Below are 20,250 nucleotides of genomic sequence, written 5' to 3'. Positions count from 1 at the left end.
GGGGGCATGGCCGGACGCGGGCCTGGGGGCATGGCCGGACGCGGGCCTGGGGGCATGGCCGGATCGTTGCACATGTTGGCCTCCGGGCCACTGTCGGTCCGCGGCGCCGGTCGTCATGCTCGTCGCCGTGACGACGACCGACCACCGCTCGGCCACCGCCCCCCGCATCCACCCGGCCTGGTGGGTGGCCGCGGTGACGTTCCTGGCGCTGGTCGGCGCCGCGGCGTTCCGGGCCGTGCCGGGGGTGCTCATCGACCCGCTGCGGGCGGAGTTCGGCTGGTCGGTGACCACCATCTCGGCCGCCGTCGCGGTCAACATGGCCCTCTACGGGCTCACCGCGCCGTTCGCCGCCGCGCTGATGGAGCGCTTCGGCGTGCGCCGGGTCGTCGTCGGTGCCCTGCTGCTGACCGCGACCGGCAGCGGCCTGACGGTGTTCATGACCGCCAGCTGGCAGCTGGTCCTGCTGTGGGGGTTCCTGGTCGGCCTCGGCACCGGGTCGATGGCGCTGTCACTGGTGGCCACGGTGACCGGCCGGTGGTTCGTGGCCCGCCGCGGGCTGGTGTCCGGGATCCTCACCGCGGGCGGCGCGACCGGTCAGCTGGTGTTCCTGCCGCTGGTCGCGTGGGCCGACGCGACCTGGGGCTGGCGGTCGGCGTCCCTCGGGACGACGGTGGCGGCGCTGGCCGTCGTCCCGCTGGTGCTGTGGCTGCTGCGCGACCGGCCGCGGGACCTCGGTGTGGCGCCCTACGGCGGGACGCCGGACGACGACGTGGCCCCGGTGCGGACCGGCGCGGCCCGCTCGGCCGTGCGCGGCCTGGTGGAGGGTGCGCGCAGCCGGCCGTTCTGGCTGCTCGCGGGCGGCTTCTTCATCTGCGGGCTGTCGACCAACGGGCTGGTGCAGCCGCACTTCATCCCGGCCGCGCACGACCACGGGATGCCGGTGACGACCGCGGCGGGCCTGCTGGCCGTCGTCGGCGTCTTCGACATCGCCGGCACGGTGTTCTCGGGCTGGCTCACCGACCGGGTCGACCCGCGGGTGCTGCTGCTGGCCTACTACGGCCTGCGCGGCATGTCGCTGTTCCTGCTGCCGACCCTCTTCGGGCCGGACCTGCACGTCAGCATGATCGCGTTCATCGTCTTCTACGGCCTGGACTGGGTGGCCACGGTGCCGCCGACCCTGGCGCTGTGCCGCGAGCACTTCGGCGCGCGGGCCCCGGTGGTGTTCGGCTGGGTGTTCGCCTCGCACCAGGTCGGGTCGGCGTTCGCCGCGTTCGGCGGTGGTGTGGTCCGCGACGTCACCGGCTCCTACGACCTGGCCTGGTTCGCGGCCGGGGCACTGTGCCTGGCGGCCGCGGCGATGTCGATCGCGATCCGCCGCGCCCGCCCGGCCGCGTCCGACGTCGGGCTGCCGCCCTCGCCCACCCAGGCCGCGGCCGGCCAGGCGCACGGCTGAGGGCCCCGTCCCGGGGACCGCCGCGAACTCGCGAGGGGTGGGGGGAGCGGGTCCTCAGCCGGTGCGCTCGAGGGTGAGCCGCACGGTCTGCACCCGGATCAGGTCGCCCTGGAAGACGAAGGTGTCCACGCCCTCGGCACGGGCCTTCTCGGCGACCGCCGTCCACTCGATGAACAGCACGTCGCCCTCGTAGATGCGGGTGGGCACCTCCCAGTGCGCGTCGGGCAGGTCGCCGAGCAGCGACGTGAAGACCTGCCGGATGCCGTCCCGGCCACGGGTCACGCCGTCGGGGGTGATGAGGACGGCGTCCTCGGCGTAGTCGGCGACGATCGCGTCGACGTCGCCGGCGCCGATCGCCTCCACGTGGTGCTCGAAGACCTCCTGCGGCGTCCGGGCCATGGCTCCTCCTGATCGCGTCAGCGGGCGGGGCTGCCGAGCATGCTCCCGACCGGCGGCGCTGCACAGACCCCGTGGTGGCACGGCGGCGCGGCGGGGGAGAACAGCGCCGAGGAGCAGACCGCGACGCCGCAGAGCAGGAGGGCGAACCCGACCGGCCGGACCAGCCGCGCTCCCCACCGCGCGGTCTTCTCCGCCACCATCACCGCGGTGAGGGCGAGCATCCATCCGAGGCTGCCGGCGCCGGTGGCGAACAGCACCAGCATCAGCGCCCAGCAGCAGCCCAGGCACCACAGGCCGGCCCGGACGCCGAGACGCGCGGCGCCGCCGAACCCGCGGCGGTAGGACTGCCACAGGAAGGACGCCGGTGACCGGCAGGTGGTCAGGCACGCGTCCTTGAACCGGCTGTACTGGTAGGCCCCGGCCAGGAGGAGCGCCCCGCCGAGGACCAGCCCGTCGCGCGCGGCGAGCGCCGGCCAGGCCCCGACCAGCCGGTGCAGCCCCCAGGCGGTGGCCAGCGCCACCGGTGCGACGGCGGTCCAGGTGGCCAGGTAGCCGGCGTAGAGGCCGGCCCGGGCGGTGCGGGGACGCGGCCCGCGCGCGCTGACCGCCGCGAACAGGCGGGCGAGCGGCACCAGGGTGGGCAACATCATCGCGCCGAGCATCACCGTCCAGGCGGCCAGGAACACGGCCGCCTGCACCGCCCACGGCGAGCCGTCGGCGGCCGGCGCGTGGCCGTGCCCGGCCACCCCGGTGAGCACCAGCGCGGAGGTGCCCGCCCAGCACGCGCCGGCGACGCCCCACAGGAGGGGCGCGGGGTCGCGCGGGAGGCGCGCCGCGGGCGCCGCCCGGGACGCCGTCGTCACGCCGGCCGCTCAGCCGGAGAAGCGGAAGTGGCCCTGGAGGGCGTTCTTGCCGGAGATGTCGATGTCGGGGCGGCCCAGCATCCGCCCTGCCTGCCGGTAGACCGTGGCCTTGCCGGGCCAGGCGGGGGAGCCGGGGATCGTGCTGAACACCGTCTCGGTCAGCGTGGTCGTCCGGCCGGTGGCGCCCTGGAAGGGGGACAGCTGGGCCTCCACGACGTCCCCGACCCGGAGCGTCCCGGCGCCCTCCTCGACGGTGAACGTCAGGGGTGCCCGCTGCACGGAGACCACCTCGCCGATCAGCGCGGCGAGGTCGGCGATCGGGCCGCCGAGCTGCCCGGTGAACACGTCGAGCAGCGCCTTCTCCTGCTCCTCGGTGCAGCGGTCGTCCACGTAGAGGGCGACGCGCCAGTTGCCGGCCAGCACGTTGCCGGGGATGTGGGTGACCGAGGCCAGCGCCCGGTCGGAGACGTCGACCCCGCGCACCGTGCCGGAGTCGATGTACCAGGCCAGCGCCGAGTCGCAGACGCCCCCGTCGGGGTCCTCGCCGACCCAGCAGGGGCAGATGGCGTCACACGTGCACACCTCCAGGAGGCGCCCCTCGAGGGTGTAGGTCGTGCCCTCGGCGGTCGGGGTGGTCGCGGTGGCGGTCATGGCAGTCCTCCCTCGTCGCGAGCCGTCGCCCGGCAGCGTGCGCGGGAGGCCGCGAGGGAAGCGCCTCCGCCGAGCGCGCCGGGTCTGCGGGCACGGTCATCGCAGCACCGCGGGCCCGCCCGGGGCAGGGTCGGCGGTCCCTGCTGGGCAGGGACCGCCCTCCTCGACGGGTCAGGCGGTGCCGGCGAGGGCGGGGTCGACGCTGCGGCCGGTGACCAGGTCGGCGGCGCGCTCGGCGACCATGATCGTCGGGGCGTTGGTGTTCCCCCGCACGAGCGTCGGCAGCACCGAGGCGTCGGCCACCCGGAGCCCCTCGAGGCCGTGCACCCGCAGCTGCGGGTCCACGACCGCGCCCTCGTCGGTGCCCATGCGGCAGGAGGAGGCCGGGTGGTAAGGCGACTCCAGCGTGTCCCGGACCGCCCGGCGCAGCGAGTCCGGGGTCTGCACGGTGCCGCCCGGGGACCACTCCTCCCCGAGGACGGCGGCCAGGGGGGCGGTCGCGGCGATCTCGCGGGCCTGCTCGACCCCGCAGACGAGCGCGTCCAGGTCACGCTCGTCGGTGAGGTAGCCGGGGTCGATCGCCGGCGCCCACGTCGGGTCGGCCGACCGCAGCCGCACCGAGCCCCGCGAGTGCACCCGGACCAGCACGGCTGCGGCGGTGAAGGCGTCGACGTCGGGGTCGACCTCCGCCTGCCGCCAGTACTTGACCGGGAGGAAGTGGAACTGCAGGTCCGGCGCGGGCAGGCCCGGCCGGGAGCCGGTGAACAGCCCCGCCTCGGCCAGGTTCGACGTCAGGGGGCCCCGCCGGGCGCCGAACCACTGCGCGTACCCCGACGGTGACTCGGCGTGGACCAGCGACCTCCCCGAGCGGGTGTGCCACACCGTCGGCACCAGCGGGTGGTCCTGCAGCCCGGCGCCCACGCCGGGCAGGTCGTGCACGACGTCGACGCCGACCTCGCGCAGGTGCGCCCCGGGGCCGATGCCCGAGAGCATCAGCAGCTGCGGGGAGTTGACCGCCCCGCCGGCGAGCACGACCTCGGCGGCGGCGTGCGCGGTGTGCGTCCGCCCGCCGGAGCGGTACTCGACGCCGGTGGCCCGCCCGCCGGAGACGAGCACCCGCGTGGTCAGCGCTCCGGTCCGCACCGTGAGGTTGGGCCGGCCGGCCGCCGGGTGCAGGTAGGCGTCGGCGGCCGACCAGCGCCGGCCCCGCCGCTGGGTGAGCTGGTAGAGGCCCGCGCCCTCCTGGGTGGCGCCGTTGAAGTCGTCGTTGCGGGGGTACCCGGCGGCGACCGCGGCCTGGACGGCGGCCCGCGACCAGGGGTGCGGCGAGCGCGGGTCCTCGACGCGCAGCGGCCCTCCGGCGCCGTGGAAGCGGTCGGCGCCGCGGGCGTTGTCCTCCATCCGGCGGAACAGCGGCAGGACGTGGGAGTACGACCACGACGGGTCGCCGGTCAGCTCCGCCCACTCGTCGTAGTCGGCAGCCGCGCCCCGCATGTAGATCATCGCGTTGATCGACGAGGACCCGCCGACCAGCCTGCCGCGCGGCCAGAACAGCCGCCGCCCGTCCAGGCCCGGCTGCGGCTCGGTGGTGTAGTTCCAGTCCCGCCGGGTGCGCCAGTTCTTGTACAGCGCCGCCGGGATCCGCACCTCCAGCGCGTCGTCGCAGCCGCCGGCCTCCAGCAGCAGCACCCGCCGCGACGGGTCCTCCGTCAGCCGCCCGGCCAGCGTGCAGCCGGCCGAACCCGCGCCGACGACGACGACGTCGTACTCCTCGGCCGCGTCGAGCGGGCTCACCGGTGGCGCCCGTGCACCAGGCCCATGACCCGGGCGAGCGCGTCGGCGGCCGCGGCGGGACGGCCGAAGCTCATCAGGTTGACGGGGAGCGGCACCCGCTGCCGGGTGATCGCCTTGGCCCGGGTGAACTCCTTGAGCCCGTCCGCGCCGTGGATGCGGCCGAAGCCGCTCTCGCCGACGCCGCCGAAGGGCAGCGCGGGCACCGAGGCGAAGGTGAGCACCGAGTTCACCGACGTCATCCCGCTGCGCATGCGGCGGGCCAGGTCCATCGCCCGCGCCTTCGAGCGGGAGAACACCGCGCCGGCCAGGCCGTGCGGGTTGGCGTTGGTGCGCGCCAGGGCCTCCTCGGCGTCGCGCACCCGCGTGACGGTGAGCGTCGGGCCGAACGTCTCCTCGCGCACCGCGGCCGAGGTCTCGGGGACGTCGAGCAACACCGTCGGCGCCACGTAGCGGCCCTCGACGGTGCCGCCGGCCAGCACCCGCCCGCCGGCGGCGACGGCGTCGTCGAGGTGCCTGCGCACCACGTCGGTCTGCGCGGGCATGGTCATGGGTCCGTACGCGGCGCCGTCGTCCGACCCCGGCCGCAGACCGCGCACCCTCTCGGTCACCTCCGCGACGAAGGCGTCGTAGACCCGCTCGGTGGCGTAGACCCGCTCGATGCCGATGCAGGTCTGCCCGGCGTTGCTCATCGCGCCCCAGACCGCGGCGTCGGCGGCGGCGGCCACGTCGGCGTCGTCGTCGACGATCATCGCGTCCTTGCCGCCGAGCTCCATGAGCACCGGGGTCAGGGTCTCGGCGCAGGCGGCCATCACCCTCCGCCCGGTGGGGGCCGACCCGGTGAAGGCCAGCTTGCCCACGCCCGCCCGGCACAGCGCCGCGCCGGTCTCGCCGTACCCGGTGACGGCCTGCAGGGCGTCGGGGGCGTCGGGCACGGCCGCCCGCCACGCGTCGGCCAGCCACGTGCCCACCGCGGGGGTGTGCTCCGAGGGCTTGAAGACGACGGCGTTGCCGGCCGCGAGCGCGTAGGCGATCGAGCCCATCGGCGTGAACACCGGGTAGTTCCACGGGCCGATGACGCCGACGACGCCGAGGGGCTGGTACTCCAGGTACGCGGCGTGGTTCGCGGCCAGCAGGCCGGGGTTCACCCGCCGCGGGCCGAGGACCGTGCGGGCGTGGGCGCCGGCCCAGGCCAGGTGGTCGATCGCGAGGCTGATCTCGAGGATCGCGTCGGCGTGCGGCTTGCCGTTCTCCCGGTGCACCAGGTCGGCCAGCTCGTGCAGGCGCCGGGCGAGGTAGCCGCGGTAGGCGGCCAGCCGCTGCCTGCGGCCGTCGAAGCCGAGGGCCGCCCACCCGCCGGCGGCGGTGCGCGCCCGCTCGACCGCGGCGCGGACGTCGTCGGCGTCCTGCACGGGGAACACGCCGACGACCGCGCCGGACGCGGGGTCGGTGGACTCGAACGTGGGGGCCGGACCGCCCCCGGCCGGGACGGCGTCCTCGTGCTCCGCGAGCGTCATGGCACCGCAGGTTACCGACCGGTAGTGCCACCCGCCTCCACAGAGGCAGCCCTCTGGCGCTCGTCACCGATCTGCGTATCGTGATCTCCGGGCCGGGAGGGCGGCGGGTCCTGCGCGCCGCTCCGGGGCGCCGACTGCGCCGGGGAGGGGACGCCTCTCCGCGTCGACCGGACGGGAGGACGTGGCCATGACGGGTTCGACCGCGCCACCGGCGGGGAGTGCGCGGCCGTGACGGCCACGGTCCCGGCTCCGGACGGCGGGCTGCTGGCGGAGGCGGCCGACGACCTCGCGAGCGGGGGTGACACGGCCGGCCTGCCGCAGGTGCGCCCGCAGACCCACGTGCTCGTGTTCTGTGGCGTCCAGCTGACCGCCCCGGGTGCCGCGGTCCCGACGGCGGGTCTGGTCGACGTGCTGGCGCGGATGGGCGTGGGGGAGCACGCCGCCCGGTCGACGGTCAGCCGGATGCTCCGCCGCGGGACCCTGCAGGGGCACCGGCGGGGCAAGCGCCTGCTCCTGTCGCCGTCCCCGGCCGCCCGGGCCGAGCTCGCCGAGGGCGGCGAGCGGGCCTGGCGGTCGCCGGTCAACCGCACGTGGGACGGCCAGTGGACGCTGCTGGGCTTCTCCCTGCCGGAGAGCCGGCGGGCCGACCGGCACCTGCTGCGCTCCCGGCTGCAGTGGGCCGGGTTCGGCCCGCTGCAGAACGGGCTGTGGGTCGCTCCCCGGCAGGTCGACGTCGAGGGCCTGCTGAGGAAGGTCGACGTCCTGGACTCCCTCAAGGTGTTCCGGGCGCAGGTGGCCGCGCCCAGCCAGGTCGCCGACCTCATCGACGACGCCTGGGACGTCCCCGGCATCGCCCGCGGCTACCAGCGCTTCCTCGAGCGGTGGGACCGGCCCGACCCGCTGCCCGAGGCACCTGACGACCTCGCCCGCCAGCTGTGGCTGCACGGGGAGTGGACCCTGCTGGCCCGCGCCGACCCGGGGCTGCCCATCGAGTACCTGCCGGCCGACTGGCCCGCCGTCCGCGCCGAGCACGTGGCCCTGCGGCTGCGCGCCCGGTACGAGGCCGGCGCCGCGGCCCTGGCCGCGGAGCTGGTCGAGCGGCTCGACCCGGCCGCGAACCGGCCGCGCTGACCAGCCGCGGTCGGTCGGCGCCGCGACCTCGTTGACGCACGTGCGTTGACGTCCGACACGAAAGTGAATAACTTGCCGGGCAGCGGTCCGACGTGGTGCGCGCCACGTCCACCCCGCTCCCGAACGCCGTCGAGAGGACTCCCATGCAGCTGAACGGCAAGGTCGCCGTCGTCACCGGGGCCGGTCGCGGCCTCGGCCAGGCCTACGCGAAGGCCCTCGCCGCGGCCGGCGCCGCCGTCGTGGTCAACGACCTCGACGTGGAGCTCGCCGAGGAGACCGTGCGGGCCATCCAGGCCGCCGGTGGCACCGCGGTCGCCGAGGGCTCGGCCATCGGCTCCACCGAGGCGGCCGACGCGCTCGTCGCCACGGCGGTCGGGGAGTTCGGCCGGCTCGACGTCATGGTGACCAACGCCGGCGTGCTGAGGGACCGCTCGCTGCTCAAGATGGAGGACGCCGACTTCGACCTCGTCGTCGAGACCCACCTGCGCGGCACGTTCACCTGCGGCCGCGCCGCCGCGCGGCAGTTCAAGGAGCAGGGCGGGAACGGCCGGCTCATCCTCATCGGCTCCCCGGCCGGCCAGCGGGCCAGCTTCGGGCAGACCGGCTACACCGCCTCGAAGGCCGGCATCGTCGGCCTGGTCCGCACCTGGGCCGCCGAGCTCGAGCGCAGCGGCAGCACGGTCAACGCCGTCATCCCGGTCGCGCTGACCCGGATGGTGGCCACCATCCCCGCCATGGCCGAGCTTGTCGAGAAGGTCGACCGCGGCGAGCCGATCCCCGCCGAGGTCCGCGCCAGCGGCCTGGGCACCCCCGACGACGTCGCCGGCCTGGTGGTCTTCCTCGCCTCCGACGAGGCCGCCGGCATCACCGGCCAGGCCATCGGCATCGGCGGTGACCGCATCGCGATCTGGTCGCACCCGACCGAGGTCGCCGTCGAGGTGCGCGAGGGCGGCTGGGACGCCGACGCGATCGCCGCGGCGTTCCCGACCCAGTTCCAGCCGCACCTGCAGGCGTTCAAGCCGGACACGATCCCCGGCGTCCCCGAGGGGAAGTGAGCACGACCATGGGTATCGACCTCGACGAGGTCGTCGCCATCGACGTGCACACCCACGTGCACAAGTCGGTCCACGGCGCCGCGTACACCTCCGACGCCGAGGACATGGGGCAGTACTTCGGCATCGGCACGATGCCGCAGTACTCGGTGCCGGAGGTGGCCGAGTACTACCGCGAGCGCAGGATGGCCGCGGTCGTCTTCGGCGTCGACAGCGTCTCGCAGACCGGTGAGGACCCGGTCCCGACCAACGAGGAGGTCGCCGAGCTCGCCGCCGAGCACAGCGACGTGCTCATCCCGTTCGCCAGCATCGACCCGGCCCGCGGCGCGGCCGGCGTGCGGGCGGCCCGCAAGCTGGTGACCGAGTACGGGGTGCAGGGCTTCAAGTTCCACCCGAACACCCAGGCGTTCTTCCCGAACGACCGGCTGGCCTACCCGCTCTACGAGGTCATCGCCGAGCACGGCCTGGTCGCGCTGTTCCACACCGGCCAGACCGGCGTGGGTGCCGGTCAGCGGGCCGGTGGCGGCATCCGGCTGAAGTACTCCAACCCGATGCACGTCGACGACGTCGCCGTGGACTTCCCCGACATGAAGATCATCCTGGCCCACCCGTCCTTCCCCTGGCAGGACGAGGCGCTGTCGGTGGCCACGCACAAGCCGCAGGTCCACATCGACCTGTCGGGCTGGTCGCCGAAGTACTTCCCGCCGCAGCTGGTGCAGTACGCCAACTCGCTGCTGAAGGACAAGGTGCTCTTCGGCTCGGACTTCCCGGTGATCACCCCCGACCGGTGGATGAAGGACTTCGACGGCATCGCGGTCAAGGACGAGGTGCGGCCGAAGATCCTCAAGGAGAACGCCGCGCGGCTGTTCGGGCTGGGCGGGTCCGGGTCGTGAACGAGAGCTTCGCGACCGTCCTGGAGGCGGTCGGGGACCTCCGTCGCGACCGGCTGGCGGTCAGCCACGGGGAGCGCACCCGCACCTGGGCCGAGCTCGACGAGCGGGCCGCCCGTCTCGCCGGACACCTCGCCGCCCAGGGGATCGGCCCGGAGTCCCGGGTCGCCGTCGCGCTCTACAACGGCATCGAGTACCTGGAGAGCGTCTACGCGATCCTCAAGCTCCGCGCCGTGCCGCTGAACGTCAACTACCGGTACCGGCGCAACGAGATCGTCGCCCTGCTGGAGGACGCGCAGGCCGAGGCGGTGCTCTTCGACGCCTCCCTGGCCGAGCGGTTCGGGGAGGCCCGACCGGCACTGCCGCGGCTGCGGGCCCTGGTGCAGGTCGGCGGGCCGGACGACGTCCCGGGGTGGGCCGCCGACTACGAGCGGGCGGTGGCCGACGCCGAGCCCGCGCCCCGCACCGAGCGCGGCAACGACCTGTGGCTGATGTACACCGGCGGCACGACCGGACGGCCCAAGGGCGTGCTCTCCCGGCACTCCGGGCTGTTCACCACCTGCAGCGCCAACGGGTTCCTGCTGCTCGGGGAGCCCTTCCCGACGACGCTCGACGAGCTGCGGGCCACGCTGGAGCGCCTGGGCCTGGACCGCGACGCCATGGTGTGCCTGCCCGCGCCGCCGCTGATGCACGCGACCGGCATGTACACGACGTTCGGCGCGCTGCTGGCCGGCGGGCGGGTGGTCTACCTCCCGTCGCGGTCCTACGACCCCGACGAGCTGGCGGCCACGGTGCAGCGGGAGCGGGTGGACACCGTGTCGATCGTCGGCGACGTCTTCGCCCGGCCGCTGGCCGACGCGCTCGACGCCGCCGAGGCGGCCGGCCGCCCCTACGACCTGTCCAGCCTCAAGCGGATGATCAGCGTCGGGGTGACCTGGAGCGCGGACGTCAAGCAGCGGCTGCTGCGGCACGCCGACATGGTCTGCCGGGACCTGGTGGCCTCCTCGGAGGGCGGGCCCTACGCCGTCCAGGAGACCCGCCGCGGCGACCCCACCGAGACCTCGCGCTTCCGGCTGTTCCCCGGTGCGCGGGTCATGGACGACGCGGGGCGGCCGGTCGTGCCGGGATCCGGGGAGATCGGCATGCTGGCCGCGCCGGTCGACGAGCACATCCGCTACCAGGGGGACGACGCGGCCACCGCGGGCACCTTCCGCGAGATCGGCGGGACGCGGTGGGTGGTCCCCGGCGACATGGCCAGCCTGGAGGCGGACGGCACCGTCGTCTTCCACGGCCGCGGCAGCCGGGTGATCAACACCGGCGGCGAGAAGGTGTTCGCCGAGGAGGTCGAGCAGCTGCTGCTCACCCACCCGGCCGTCCGCGACGCCATGGTGGTCGGCGCGCCCGATCCCCGGTGGGGGTCGCGGATCGTCGCCGTCGTCGCCCTGCAGCCCGGCGCGCAGCTCACCGACGAGGAGGCCCGGGACTTCGTGGGTGCGCAACTGGCCGACCACAAGCGGCCCCGGGAGCTGGTCGTCGTCGACGAGTTGAAGCGCAGCCCCTCGGGCAAGGCAGACCTGTCCTGGGCCCGGCACGTGGCCGAGTCCCACCAGTAGTCCGGAGAACCACGAGTAGTCCGGAGAAGAGGAGAACCCCATGGCCACCCCCATCACCGTCGACGGCGTCGAGGGCGTCAAGAGCCTGGTCGGCAAGGAGCTCGGCCCCACCGACTGGGTGGAGATCACCCAGGAGATGGTCAATCAGTTCGCCGACGCCACCGGCGACCACCAGTGGATCCACGTCGACGTCGAGCGGGCCAAGACCGAGAGCCCCTTCGGCGGCCCGATCGCCCACGGCTACCTGACCCTGTCGCTGTGGCCGCGCTTCGCGCCGGAGCTGATGGAGTACACCGGCTTCAAGCTCACCGTGAACTACGGCACCGAGAAGGTCCGCTTCCCCTCGCCTGTGCCGGTCGGCGCCAAGCTGCGCGCCAAGGCGACCATCGACTCGGTGACCGACGTCGCCGAGGGCGTCATCCAGACGCTGCAGACCGCCACCTTCGAGGTGGAGGGCGCGAGCAAGCCGGCCTGCGTGGCGACGATCGTCCTGCGCCACTTCGTCTGACCGCCCGTCCGCCCGACGAGAGAGGCCCCTGACCGGCAGGTCAGGGGCCTCTCTCGTCGGATGACGCGATGCCGGTCAGCCGGCGGTGCGCCCGGTGACCGTGGCCAGGACGCCGTCCGCGTCCCCGACCCGGTCCCCGGCCCAGGCGACGTACTGGTCGGGACGGACCAGCACCAGGTCGGCGCCGTACGCGTCACGGACGTCGGCGCCGACGTCCACGACCCGCAGCGGGACCGCCGCGCGCTCCGCGGCCGCGACCAGCTCGTCGCCGCCCGTGCCGGCGCGCAGGAGCACGAACCCGCCTCCGGTCAGGTGGTCGAACAGGTCGACGTCGGCACCCTCGGGCTGGGCGGCGAGGTGGTGCCCCGGACGGGCCCGGGTCTCGTGCCGGCCCAGGGCGCTGGGCGTCCCCCCACCGTCCCCGGCGACGACGGGGGAGCCCTCGTAGTGGGGCTCGAACGCGTCGACCTCCTCGGGGGAGCCCGACGCCCGCTCGTTCCAGGCGGCCTCGAAGTCCTCGAGGTCCTTGGCGGGGTCGTGGGCGGCCAGGAAGTCCCGGTCGACCTCGATGGACTTCGCGATGAAGTCGTCCCGGGTCGAGGCGAAGACCGGCCGCCGCTCGGCGTCGTAGGAGTCCAGCAGGCGCTCGCCGGCCCAGCCCTCCAGCGTGGCGCCGAGCTTCCAGGCGAGGTTGGCGGCGTCCTCGAACCCGGTGTTGATGCCGAAGCCGCCGTAGGGCGGGTGGCTGTGCGCGGCGTCGCCGGCGATGAACAGCCGGCCCGCGCGGTAGGAGTCGGCCAGCGCGAACCGCAGGTCCCAGAACCCGACGTGCTGGAACTCGACGTCGAACTCCGTGCCGACCGTCCGGTACAGCAGGGGCCGGAAGTCGGTCGAGGCGTCGACGACGTCGCGGTCGACCGGTGCGTGGAAGAACCACGTCTCCTGGGCGTCGACCCGCCCGAGGAACTGCCAGTAGCCCTCCAGCTCCGGGTTGAGCACGTTGAAGTACGACCGTCCCCGGTACCGCTCCAGCAGGCCGTCGAGCTGCTGGGAGCGGAAGACGAGCAGGACCATGAGCTGGTCGTGGTCGCTGCGGGTCTGGGGGATGCCGGCCGCCTCGCGGACCAGCGACCGGGCGCCGTCGCAGCCGACCGCGTAGTCGGCCTCGACCTCCAGCACCGCGCCCGACCCGTCGCGGGCGCGGACGCGGACGCCCCCGGCGTCCTGGGTGACCTCCTCGGCCTTGTAGCCGTAGTGCACCGAGACGGCCGGCACCTCGGCCACGCGCTCGCGCAGCGCGCGCTCGGTGGCGTACTGGGGGAGGCGCTCGTTGTCGGCCGCGTAGAACCGGCGGACCGCCGCCCGGCGGTGCCAGTCGTAGGCGTACGGGCCGAGCAGCGAGCCGTAGGCGGTCATGCCGCCGATGCCGTACTCGGTGGGGATGCGCCGGCCCGCGCGGACGCGGTCCTCGACCCCCCAGGCCCGCATGTGCTCCATCGTCCGCTGGGTCAGGTTCTGGCCCTTGGGCACCGGCTGCGGTTCCGGGCGGCGCTCGATGACCGCGCACCGGATCCCGCGCTGCCCGAGGGCGATGGCCAGCCCGGTACCGACCGGCCCGCCGCCGACGACGGCGACCTGCGTCTGGACGGTCTGCGCGTTCTGCACGGTCTGCTCGGTCATCCGACGACGACCTCGTCCAGGTCGACCGGCGCCTCGATCAGGCCGTAGCTGACCATCCGGTCCTGGATGAGCTCCACCGACTCCCGGTCGGTGCCGCCCTGCCAGGTGTTGATCCGCACCTGGGAGGCCAGTTCGGGGGAGATGTCGCTGATCTCCGGCAGCGCCGCGCGGAACGACTCCGGGTCCTCCCGGATGGCGTCGGCGGTGGCCTGCACGCCCTGGAGGAAGGCCTCGGCCACCTCGGGGTCCTCCTGCACCGCCTGGGCGCTCATCACGTAGGTGCCGATCTGCAGGCCGGGTCGCAGCTCGGAGTACGGGTGGCCGACGATCTTCATGCCCTGCTGCTCGGCCGCGGTGACGAAGGGCTCGATGACCACGGCGGCGGCGACGTCGCCACCGAGCACGGCCGGGGCCATGTCGGGGAAGGGCAGCTCGACGAACTCGACGCTGTCGGGGGTGAGCCCGGCGTCCTCCAGCATCGCGCCGACGACGACGTCGTTGATGTTGCGCAGCGTGTTGACCGCGATCCGCTGCCCCTCCAGCTGGGAGATGCCGGTGACCGGGCTGTCGGGCGCCACCATGAGCGCGGAGAAGTCCTGCTCCGGGTCCTCCGAGGTGCTGGTGCCACCGGCGACCATGCGCACCGGCAGCCCCTGCTCGGCCGCCACGAGGACGGAGACGATGTTGGAGCCGGCGACGTCCAGGTCCCCGCCGAGCAGCTGCGGGATCACGGTGGCCCCGCCGGCGGAGGCGGAGACCTCCAGCTCCAGGCCGGCGTCCTCGAAGAACCCCTGCTGCTGCCCGTAGGTGAGGAAGTTCAGCGGCGCGCCGGCGGTGTCGGCGACGGTGATCGTGGTGAGGCCGCCCTCGCCGCCGGACGCGGAGGGGGACTCGTCGTCCCCTCCGCAGGAGGCGAGGAGCAGTGCCGCTGCGCTGAGCGCGGCGACGGAACGGAACCGGGCGGGCACGACGTCTCCTCTCGGGGATGTGGCGGCGCGTTGTGAGAGGCGCCACCCAACTGAGCGAGACGGTAGCTGTCGTTCCGTGCTGTGAACCAGCAGCGTGGGGAAGTTCCGCAGGGTCGAACGTCAAGCGCGGCGTGGCCGGGTCGGCGCGCTCACGTTCCTGCCTCCGGCCGGGTCACCGCGCCGGCACGAGGTCCTCGCGCCGCAGCGCCTCCCGGTCGGACTCCAGGACGTCGGCCGCCGCCACGACGATGTTCGGGTCGGGGGTGCCGACCACCGACGCGTCCTTGCCCTCGTAGTCCACCCGGGACAGCACGTGCCGCATGGCCTCCAGCCGCGCGCGCTTCTTGTCGTTGCTCTTGATGACCGTCCACGGCGCGACGTCGGTGTCGGTGGCGGCGAACATCGCCTCCTTGGCGGAGGTGTAGTCGTCCCACCTGTCCAGCGAGGCGAGGTCGGTGGGGGAGAGCTTCCACTGCCGCACCGGGTCGATGGCGCGGACGACGAACCGGGTGCGCTGCTCGTGCCGGGACACCGAGAACCAGAACTTGACCAGGTGGATGCCGCTGTCGACGAGCATCCGCTCGAACTCCGGGCACTGGCGCATGAACTGCTCGTACTGCTCCTGGGTGGCGTAGCCCATCACCCGCTCGACCCCGGCGCGGTTGTACCAGGAGCGGTCGAACAGCACGATCTCGCCGGCCCCCGGCAGGTGCTGCACGTAGCGCTGGAAGTACCACTGGGTCTGCTCGCGCTCCGACGGCTTGTCCAGCGCGACCACCGAGGCGCCGCGCGGGTTGAGGTGCTCGGTGAACCGCTTGATGGTGCCGCCCTTGCCCGCGGCGTCCCGGCCCTCGAAGACGACGACCAGCTTCTGCCCGGTGTCCTTGACCCAGCCCTGCAGCCGCAGCAGCTGGATCTGCAGGCGGCGCTTCTCCCGCTCGTACTCCCGCCGCGGGAGCTTCTCGTCGTACGGGTAGCCCTCGCGCCAGGTCTCCACCAGCTGGCCGTCGGGGCCGAAGAGGAGGCCGTCGTCGTCCCAGTCCTCGTCGGAGTCCTCGTCGGGGAGTGCCTGCAGCCGGTACTTGGAGACGTCGATCTCGCTCACGGCCGGTGCGGTACCCAGGGGCGGGCCGGTCCCATGCCCCGCTGCCATGCTGACCGGCGTGTCCGACCCCTTCGCCACCGCGGAGCTGCGGCGGCGGGTGCTCGCCGCCTGGACCGACTCCCCGGCCCGGTTCCGCGAGGACGCCAACGCCGAGGAGGACCTCGTCCGCGGCGGGTACCGCGACCGGCTGCTGGTCGAGCTGGCCCAGAACGCCGCCGACGCGGCGCTCCGGGCGGGCGTGCCGGGACGACTGCGGCTCGAGCTCGACACCGACGGCTCCGGGGCGGAGGTCCTGCGGGCGGCCAACACCGGCGCACCGCTGGACGCGGCCGGCGTGCAGGGGCTCGCCTCGCTGCGCGCCTCCGCCAAGCGCGACGACGCGGCGACCGTCGGCCGCTACGGGGTGGGCTTCGCGGCGGTCCTCGAGGTCAGCGACGAGCCGGCGCTGCTCTCCACCACCGGAGGGGTCCGGTTCAGCGCCGCGCGCACCCGCGCCGAGGTCGCCGCGGTCCCCGCGCTGGCCGACGAGCTGACCCGCCGCGAGGGCGGGGTGCCGGTGCTGCGCCTGCCGTGGCCGGCCGAGGGCGGCCCGCCGGAGGGGTACGCCACCGAGGTCGTCCTGCCGCTGCGCGCGGGGACGCGGACCGCCGTCCGCACGGCCCTGGAGGAGCTCGAGGCCGAGCTGCTGCTGGCCCTGCCCGGGCTGGCGGCCGTCGACGTGGTGCTCGACGGCGCGGTCCGGTCCCTCGCCGTCGCCCACCGCGACGCCGTGGCCGACCTCACCGACGGAGCGCGGACGACGACCTGGCGGCTGGAGCGGCGCAGCGGCGAGCTCCCGGCCGAGCTGTTCGCCGAGCGGCCGGTGGAGGAGCGCGCGCGGCGCGGCTACACCGTGACCTGGGCCGTGCCGCTGGACGACGACGGCCGCCCGGTGCCGCTGCCCCTGCCGCAGCGGGTGCACGCACCCACCCCGAGCGACGAGCCGCTCACCCTGCCCGCCCGGCTGCTCGCCCCGTTCCCGCTCGGCCCGGACCGCCGGCACGTGCTGCCCGGCCCGGTCACCGACGCGCTGGTCGACGTCGCCGCGGACGCCTACGCGGGGCTGCTGACGGCGCTCCCGGCCGACGCCTCGGTGCTCGCGCTGGTGCCCCGCGTGGGGCTCGCCGGGGCCGACCTCGACGCCGCGCTGGGCACCGCCGCGCTGGACCGGCTGCGCGCGACCGCGTGGCTGCCGGTCGCCGGCCACGAGGGCGACCGACAGCCGCCCGCCCGGGCCGGGGTGCTGGCCGAGGCGACCGAGGAGCGGGTCGTGGCGCTCACCGACGTGGTGCCCGGCCTGCTGCCGGCGGGCTGGTCCCGGCGCGGCGACGCCCCGGCCCTCGCCGCCCTGGGCGTGCGGCGGGTGGGCACCGCCGAGGCGGTGGAGGCGGTGCGCGGCGTCGACCGCCCGGCGGACTGGTGGGCGCGCCTCTACACCGCCCTGGACGGCGCCGACCGCGAGGAGCTCGCCGCGCTGCCGGTGCCGCTGACCGACGGCCGGACCGCCCACGGCCCGGCCGGGGTGCTGCTGCCCGACGCCGGCCTCCCGGTGCAGCGGCTGGGCCCGCTCGGCCTGCGGGTGGCCGAGCCCGCGGCCGTCGCCCCCGCCGCGGCCCGGCGGCTGCTCGAGCGCCTCGGCGCCCGGCCCGCGACGGCGGCGGGCGTGCTCGCCGACCCGGAGGTGCGCGCCGCGGTCGAGGGGTCGATGGACGCGGTGGAGGACGGCTGGGACGACGGCGCCGACCCCGAGGCGCTGGCCGCGGCGGTGCTCGCCCTCGTCGCGGCTGCCGGGACCGCGCCGGGCGAGCTGCCGTGGCTGGCCGAGCTGGCCCTGCCCGACGCCGACGGCGGCTGGGCGCTGGCCGGGGAGCTGGTGCTGCCGGGCTCGCCGTTCGCCGCCGTCCTCGCCGCGGGGGCCCTGGGCACGCTCGACGGCGCGACCGCCGCCGCGCACGACCCCGCGGTCCTGCGGGCCGTCGGCGTGCTGGACGGCTTCGCGCTGACCACCGCCGAGGACCCCGACGACCTCGACGTCGACGACGCCGAGGAGTGGGCCGACGCGGTGCTGGACCGGCTGCCGCCGGGCGCACCGCCCCCGCGGTGGCCTCCGGTGACCGCCGTCCGCGACCTCGAGCTGGTCGTCGACTGGCCGGGCGCGCTGCGGCTGCTGACCACGCTCCCCGCGGCGGCGTGGGAGGACGTGCTGCTCGACGGGGTGGCGGTGCCGGGTCACCTGCGCTGGTGGCTGGCGACCCACCCGGTCCTCGCCGGTTCCCGGCCCGACCGGTTGCGGCACCCCGGCAGCGTCGAGCTCCAGGGACTGTACGAACCGGCGCGGGCCGAGCCGGCCCTGGTCGACCTGCTCCGGCCCCCGGCGACCGTGGCCGACGTGCTGGCCGACGTCGACGGCGCCCTCGACCTCCTCGACCGGCTCGGCGACCCCCGGCGCACCGTCGCGCCGGCGGTGCTGCGCACCGTCCACGCCCGGCTCGCCCGGGCGCTGGACGGGGTGGACGTCGAACCGCCGGACCGGGTGCGGGTCGCGCCGGACCGCGTGGTGGCCGCTGACGAGGCCGTCGTCCTCGACGCCCCCTGGTTGCTGCCACTGGTCGACCGCGCCCTCGTCCCGGCCGGCGGCGCGCCGGGACCGGTGGCCGACCTGCTCGACCTGCCGCTGGCCACCGAGGTGGTGCGGGCGCGCGTGGACACCCGCCCGGGGCGCCGGCTGCGGTGGGCGGAGGTCCCGGGAGCGGCGCTGGCCGCGGCCCGGCTCGGCGTCGCGGAGCTGGAGGGGGAGGTGGCCGTCCACGAGCCGCTGAGGGCCGGCGGGCGGCCGGTGCCCTGGTGGCCGGGCGACGGCGTCGACCACGTCGACGGCACGCCCGCGGCGCTGGGCCGCGCGCTGGCCTGGCGGGCGGGGGCCTGGCCGCTGCGCCAGGCGCTGGCCGAGGCGTTCGCCGGTCCCGACCGGGCCGGTGAGCTCGCCGCCGAGGACGCTGTCGGCCCCTGGCCGCCGAGGACGCTGTCGGCCCCTGGGCCGACAGCGCCTCCCTCGGTAGCGGGTCCTCCTCAGCTCCCCCAGCGCGGGATCGCCAGGGCGCCGGGCGCGTGACCGTGCGTCGACGGTCGCCCGGTGCGGCCACCCTGGACGCCGGTCGTCCGGATGGCGGCGGTGCCGGCCCAGCAGCGGTACAGCGACGACCACTGGTCCGCGGTGAGGTCGGCCGCACGGGCGGTGGCCGGCAGGCCCGCCGAGCGCAGCCAGCGGACCCCCTCGGTTCCGGGCAGTTGGGAGCGCAGCACCGCGCCGAGCGCCGCGGTGGGCTTGGCGAGGACGGCGTGCGCCAGGCGGTCGAAGGCGGCCGCCTCGGTCTCGGGCAGGGCGGCACGGGCGGTGGCCGGCGCGCCGTCGAACGGGCGGTGCGGGCGTGACATGGCGGACCTCCAGGAGGAGGGCAGGGCTGCGGGCAGCCGGGGGAGAGGGCACGAGGGCGCCCGGTCGGTGCCAGGGCGCGGACGGCGGGGAGCAGGAGCTCGACCCGCGGGAGGAGATCGCTCGACAGGTGCACTCAGAGCCGCATGGGGACGACCGTAGGGACGCCGTCCCGCCGCGTCGACCGGTTTTCCGGGACGCCGGCCGAGGGCCCGGGTCTCAGCTCTCCCGGCGGCCGGCCTTGCGCTGCTGGTGGGCCTCCCAGCGGGCGCGGTCACGGGCCCGCGCGTCCTTGGTCTTCTCCCACTGGGCGGCACGGCGGCGGGAACGGGCCAGCTCCCGCTGCTCGAAGGAGGGGTGCCGGTCCCAGTCGGAGGCGAGCAGGGCCACGCCCCACAGGCACAGGCCGAGGATCGCGATGAAGGCGGCGAGGATCGGGTCCAGCAGCAGGAAGGCCGTGATCGCCACGGCCAGCCAGATCCCGCCCCACACCATCAGCCGCTTGGACACGTGCCCAGTATCCCCAGGTAGCTGGACGTGTGCGGTCGAGGGCGGAACGTGGTCGCCGGGTCGGCGAGGCCTTGCTTCCCGGCCGCTGGGTCCCTACCGTCGGAGGCAAGCGGTTCAACAGTCAGCCGTCGCATAGTGCCGGACTCCGCGCCGCACCCCGGACTGCCGGGGGCCTCGTTCGGGTTCGCTCTCTTCGAGAGGCGTACCGTGACCGCTACCCATCTCCCGCCTGGCGACCAGCTCGTGTCGATCGACGTGGCCACCACCACCTCCGCCGTCCGCGTCACCGTCGCCGGTGAGGTCGACTCCTCCTCCGCGCCGTCCCTGCGCGCGTCCGTCGACGAGGCCTTCGCCGCGGGCGCCGACGAGATCACCATCGACCTCGACGCCGTGACCTTCCTGGACTCCGCCGGCCTGTGCGTGCTCGCCGGCGCCCACCGCCGCGCCGACGAGGCCGGCGTCCGGCTGCGCGTGCTGGCCTCGAACCGGGCCGTCATGCGCCCGCTGCAGATCACCGGCCTGTGGGAGCTGCTGGCCGTCGAGCAGGTCGAGCCCGGAGCGGGCAGCGCCGCCTGAGGCGCCCTCCCGATCCCGTCCACCACCGCAGCGGCCGCTCCTCGTCCCGACGGGGACCGGCCGCTCTCGGG

18 protein-coding genes are annotated in these 20,250 nt (G+C 75.4%); 8 read left to right on the top strand and 10 right to left on the bottom strand.

Annotated features, from left to right (window positions below):
- The first annotated feature begins 127 nt into the window (after positions 1–127).
- A complete protein-coding gene (locus ACI79I_RS10075; protein WP_456992191.1) occupies positions 128–1,453 on the top strand; it encodes an MFS transporter in 1,326 nt (441 codons plus the stop codon).
- Between the two features lie 54 nt (positions 1,454–1,507).
- Here ACI79I_RS10075 and ACI79I_RS10070 read toward each other — a convergent pair whose 3' ends face one another.
- The 5 genes from ACI79I_RS10070 to ACI79I_RS10050 form a co-directional block, all read right to left on the bottom strand.
- Positions 1,508–1,852: a nuclear transport factor 2 family protein gene (locus tag ACI79I_RS10070; RefSeq protein ID WP_456992190.1), complete on the bottom strand. Its 345-nt coding sequence runs from the start codon at positions 1,850–1,852 to the stop codon at positions 1,508–1,510.
- A gap of 17 nt (positions 1,853–1,869) precedes the next feature.
- Positions 1,870–2,715 (bottom strand): DUF2182 domain-containing protein, encoded by an 846-nt coding sequence (locus ACI79I_RS10065; protein ID WP_456992189.1) that lies wholly within the window; start codon positions 2,713–2,715, stop codon positions 1,870–1,872.
- Between the two features lie 9 nt (positions 2,716–2,724).
- Positions 2,725–3,366: a DUF1326 domain-containing protein gene (locus ACI79I_RS10060; RefSeq protein WP_456945490.1), complete on the bottom strand. Its 642-nt coding sequence runs from the start codon at positions 3,364–3,366 to the stop codon at positions 2,725–2,727.
- A gap of 171 nt (positions 3,367–3,537) precedes the next feature.
- The gene (locus tag ACI79I_RS10055) at positions 3,538–5,160 is read right to left on the bottom strand and encodes a GMC family oxidoreductase (RefSeq protein ID WP_456992188.1); all 1,623 of its coding nucleotides are present in this window, start codon (positions 5,158–5,160) and stop codon (positions 3,538–3,540) included.
- Positions 5,157–6,674, bottom strand: a complete 1,518-nt coding sequence (locus ACI79I_RS10050; protein WP_456992187.1) for an aldehyde dehydrogenase family protein — start codon at positions 6,672–6,674, stop codon at positions 5,157–5,159. The genes ACI79I_RS10055 and ACI79I_RS10050 overlap by 4 nt, the downstream gene beginning before the upstream one ends.
- Positions 6,675–6,902: 228 nt before the next feature.
- On the opposite strand from ACI79I_RS10050, the gene ACI79I_RS10045 reads away from it, so the two are divergent.
- From ACI79I_RS10045 to ACI79I_RS10025, 5 genes are all read left to right on the top strand, one after another.
- Entirely contained in the window at positions 6,903–7,805 is a 903-nt protein-coding gene (locus ACI79I_RS10045) for a PaaX family transcriptional regulator (protein ID WP_456992186.1), read from the top strand.
- A 143-nt stretch (positions 7,806–7,948) separates the two neighbouring features.
- The gene (locus ACI79I_RS10040) at positions 7,949–8,860 is read left to right on the top strand and encodes an SDR family NAD(P)-dependent oxidoreductase (RefSeq protein ID WP_456992185.1); all 912 of its coding nucleotides are present in this window, start codon (positions 7,949–7,951) and stop codon (positions 8,858–8,860) included.
- A complete protein-coding gene (locus ACI79I_RS10035; RefSeq protein ID WP_456992184.1) occupies positions 8,857–9,750 on the top strand; it encodes an amidohydrolase family protein in 894 nt (297 codons plus the stop codon). The genes ACI79I_RS10040 and ACI79I_RS10035 overlap by 4 nt, the downstream gene beginning before the upstream one ends.
- Complete coding sequence (locus ACI79I_RS10030; RefSeq protein WP_456992183.1) at positions 9,747–11,360, top strand: AMP-binding protein; 1,614 nt, start codon at positions 9,747–9,749, stop codon at positions 11,358–11,360. The genes ACI79I_RS10035 and ACI79I_RS10030 overlap by 4 nt, the downstream gene beginning before the upstream one ends.
- 40 nt (positions 11,361–11,400) lie before the next feature.
- The gene (locus ACI79I_RS10025; RefSeq protein WP_456992182.1) at positions 11,401–11,868 is read left to right on the top strand and encodes a MaoC family dehydratase; all 468 of its coding nucleotides are present in this window, start codon (positions 11,401–11,403) and stop codon (positions 11,866–11,868) included.
- A 75-nt stretch (positions 11,869–11,943) separates the two neighbouring features.
- On the opposite strand, the gene ACI79I_RS10020 is transcribed toward ACI79I_RS10025, so the two are convergent.
- The 3 genes from ACI79I_RS10020 to ppk2 all read right to left on the bottom strand — a co-directional run bounded on the left by ACI79I_RS10020 (position 11,944) and on the right by ppk2 (position 15,621).
- Entirely contained in the window at positions 11,944–13,548 is a 1,605-nt protein-coding gene (locus ACI79I_RS10020; RefSeq protein ID WP_456992181.1) for an FAD-dependent monooxygenase, read from the bottom strand.
- Entirely contained in the window at positions 13,545–14,516 is a 972-nt protein-coding gene (locus tag ACI79I_RS10015) for an ABC transporter substrate-binding protein (RefSeq protein ID WP_456992180.1), read from the bottom strand. The genes ACI79I_RS10020 and ACI79I_RS10015 overlap by 4 nt, the downstream gene beginning before the upstream one ends.
- A 172-nt stretch (positions 14,517–14,688) precedes the next feature.
- The gene (ppk2, locus tag ACI79I_RS10010; protein ID WP_456992179.1) at positions 14,689–15,621 is read right to left on the bottom strand and encodes a polyphosphate kinase 2; all 933 of its coding nucleotides are present in this window, start codon (positions 15,619–15,621) and stop codon (positions 14,689–14,691) included.
- A 58-nt stretch (positions 15,622–15,679) separates the two neighbouring features.
- On the opposite strand from ppk2, the gene ACI79I_RS10005 reads away from it, so the two are divergent.
- Positions 15,680–18,772: a sacsin N-terminal ATP-binding-like domain-containing protein gene (locus ACI79I_RS10005; protein WP_456992178.1), complete on the top strand. Its 3,093-nt coding sequence runs from the start codon at positions 15,680–15,682 to the stop codon at positions 18,770–18,772.
- Here the strand turns inward: ACI79I_RS10005 and ACI79I_RS10000 are convergent.
- Positions 18,730–19,095: a hypothetical protein gene (locus ACI79I_RS10000; protein ID WP_456992177.1), complete on the bottom strand. Its 366-nt coding sequence runs from the start codon at positions 19,093–19,095 to the stop codon at positions 18,730–18,732. The two genes, ACI79I_RS10005 and ACI79I_RS10000, sit on opposite strands and share 43 nt — an antisense overlap.
- A gap of 217 nt (positions 19,096–19,312) precedes the next feature.
- A complete protein-coding gene (locus ACI79I_RS09995; RefSeq protein WP_456992175.1) occupies positions 19,313–19,603 on the bottom strand; it encodes a hypothetical protein in 291 nt (96 codons plus the stop codon).
- A 207-nt stretch (positions 19,604–19,810) separates the two neighbouring features.
- On the opposite strand from ACI79I_RS09995, the gene ACI79I_RS09990 reads away from it, so the two are divergent.
- On the top strand, positions 19,811–20,179 hold the full coding sequence (locus tag ACI79I_RS09990) for an STAS domain-containing protein (protein WP_456992174.1): 369 nt from the start codon (positions 19,811–19,813) through the stop codon (positions 20,177–20,179).
- Positions 20,180–20,250: the final 71 nt, after the last annotated feature.

The sequence above is a fragment of the Geodermatophilus sp. SYSU D01105 genome, assembly GCF_054050095.1.
The sequence above is the reverse complement of the archived record's forward strand: the minus strand, read 5'-3'. Positions and strand labels throughout refer to the sequence as shown.

Bases quoted from the DNA above. Each gene is read 5' to 3' on its own strand.
- ACI79I_RS10070 (WP_456992190.1), bottom strand. From the start codon at position 1,852: ATGGCCCGGACGCCGCAGGAGGTCTTCGAGCACCACGTGGAGGCGATC.
- ACI79I_RS10060 (WP_456945490.1), bottom strand. From the start codon at position 3,366: ATGACCGCCACCGCGACCACCCCGACCGCCGAGGGCACGACCTACACC.
- ACI79I_RS10050 (WP_456992187.1), bottom strand. From the start codon at position 6,674: ATGACGCTCGCGGAGCACGAGGACGCCGTCCCGGCCGGGGGCGGTCCG.
- ACI79I_RS10040 (WP_456992185.1), top strand. From the start codon at position 7,949: ATGCAGCTGAACGGCAAGGTCGCCGTCGTCACCGGGGCCGGTCGCGGC.
- ACI79I_RS10025 (WP_456992182.1), top strand. From the start codon at position 11,401: ATGGCCACCCCCATCACCGTCGACGGCGTCGAGGGCGTCAAGAGCCTG.
- ACI79I_RS10020 (WP_456992181.1), bottom strand. From the start codon at position 13,548: ATGACCGAGCAGACCGTGCAGAACGCGCAGACCGTCCAGACGCAGGTC.
- ACI79I_RS10000 (WP_456992177.1), bottom strand. From the start codon at position 19,095: ATGTCACGCCCGCACCGCCCGTTCGACGGCGCGCCGGCCACCGCCCGT.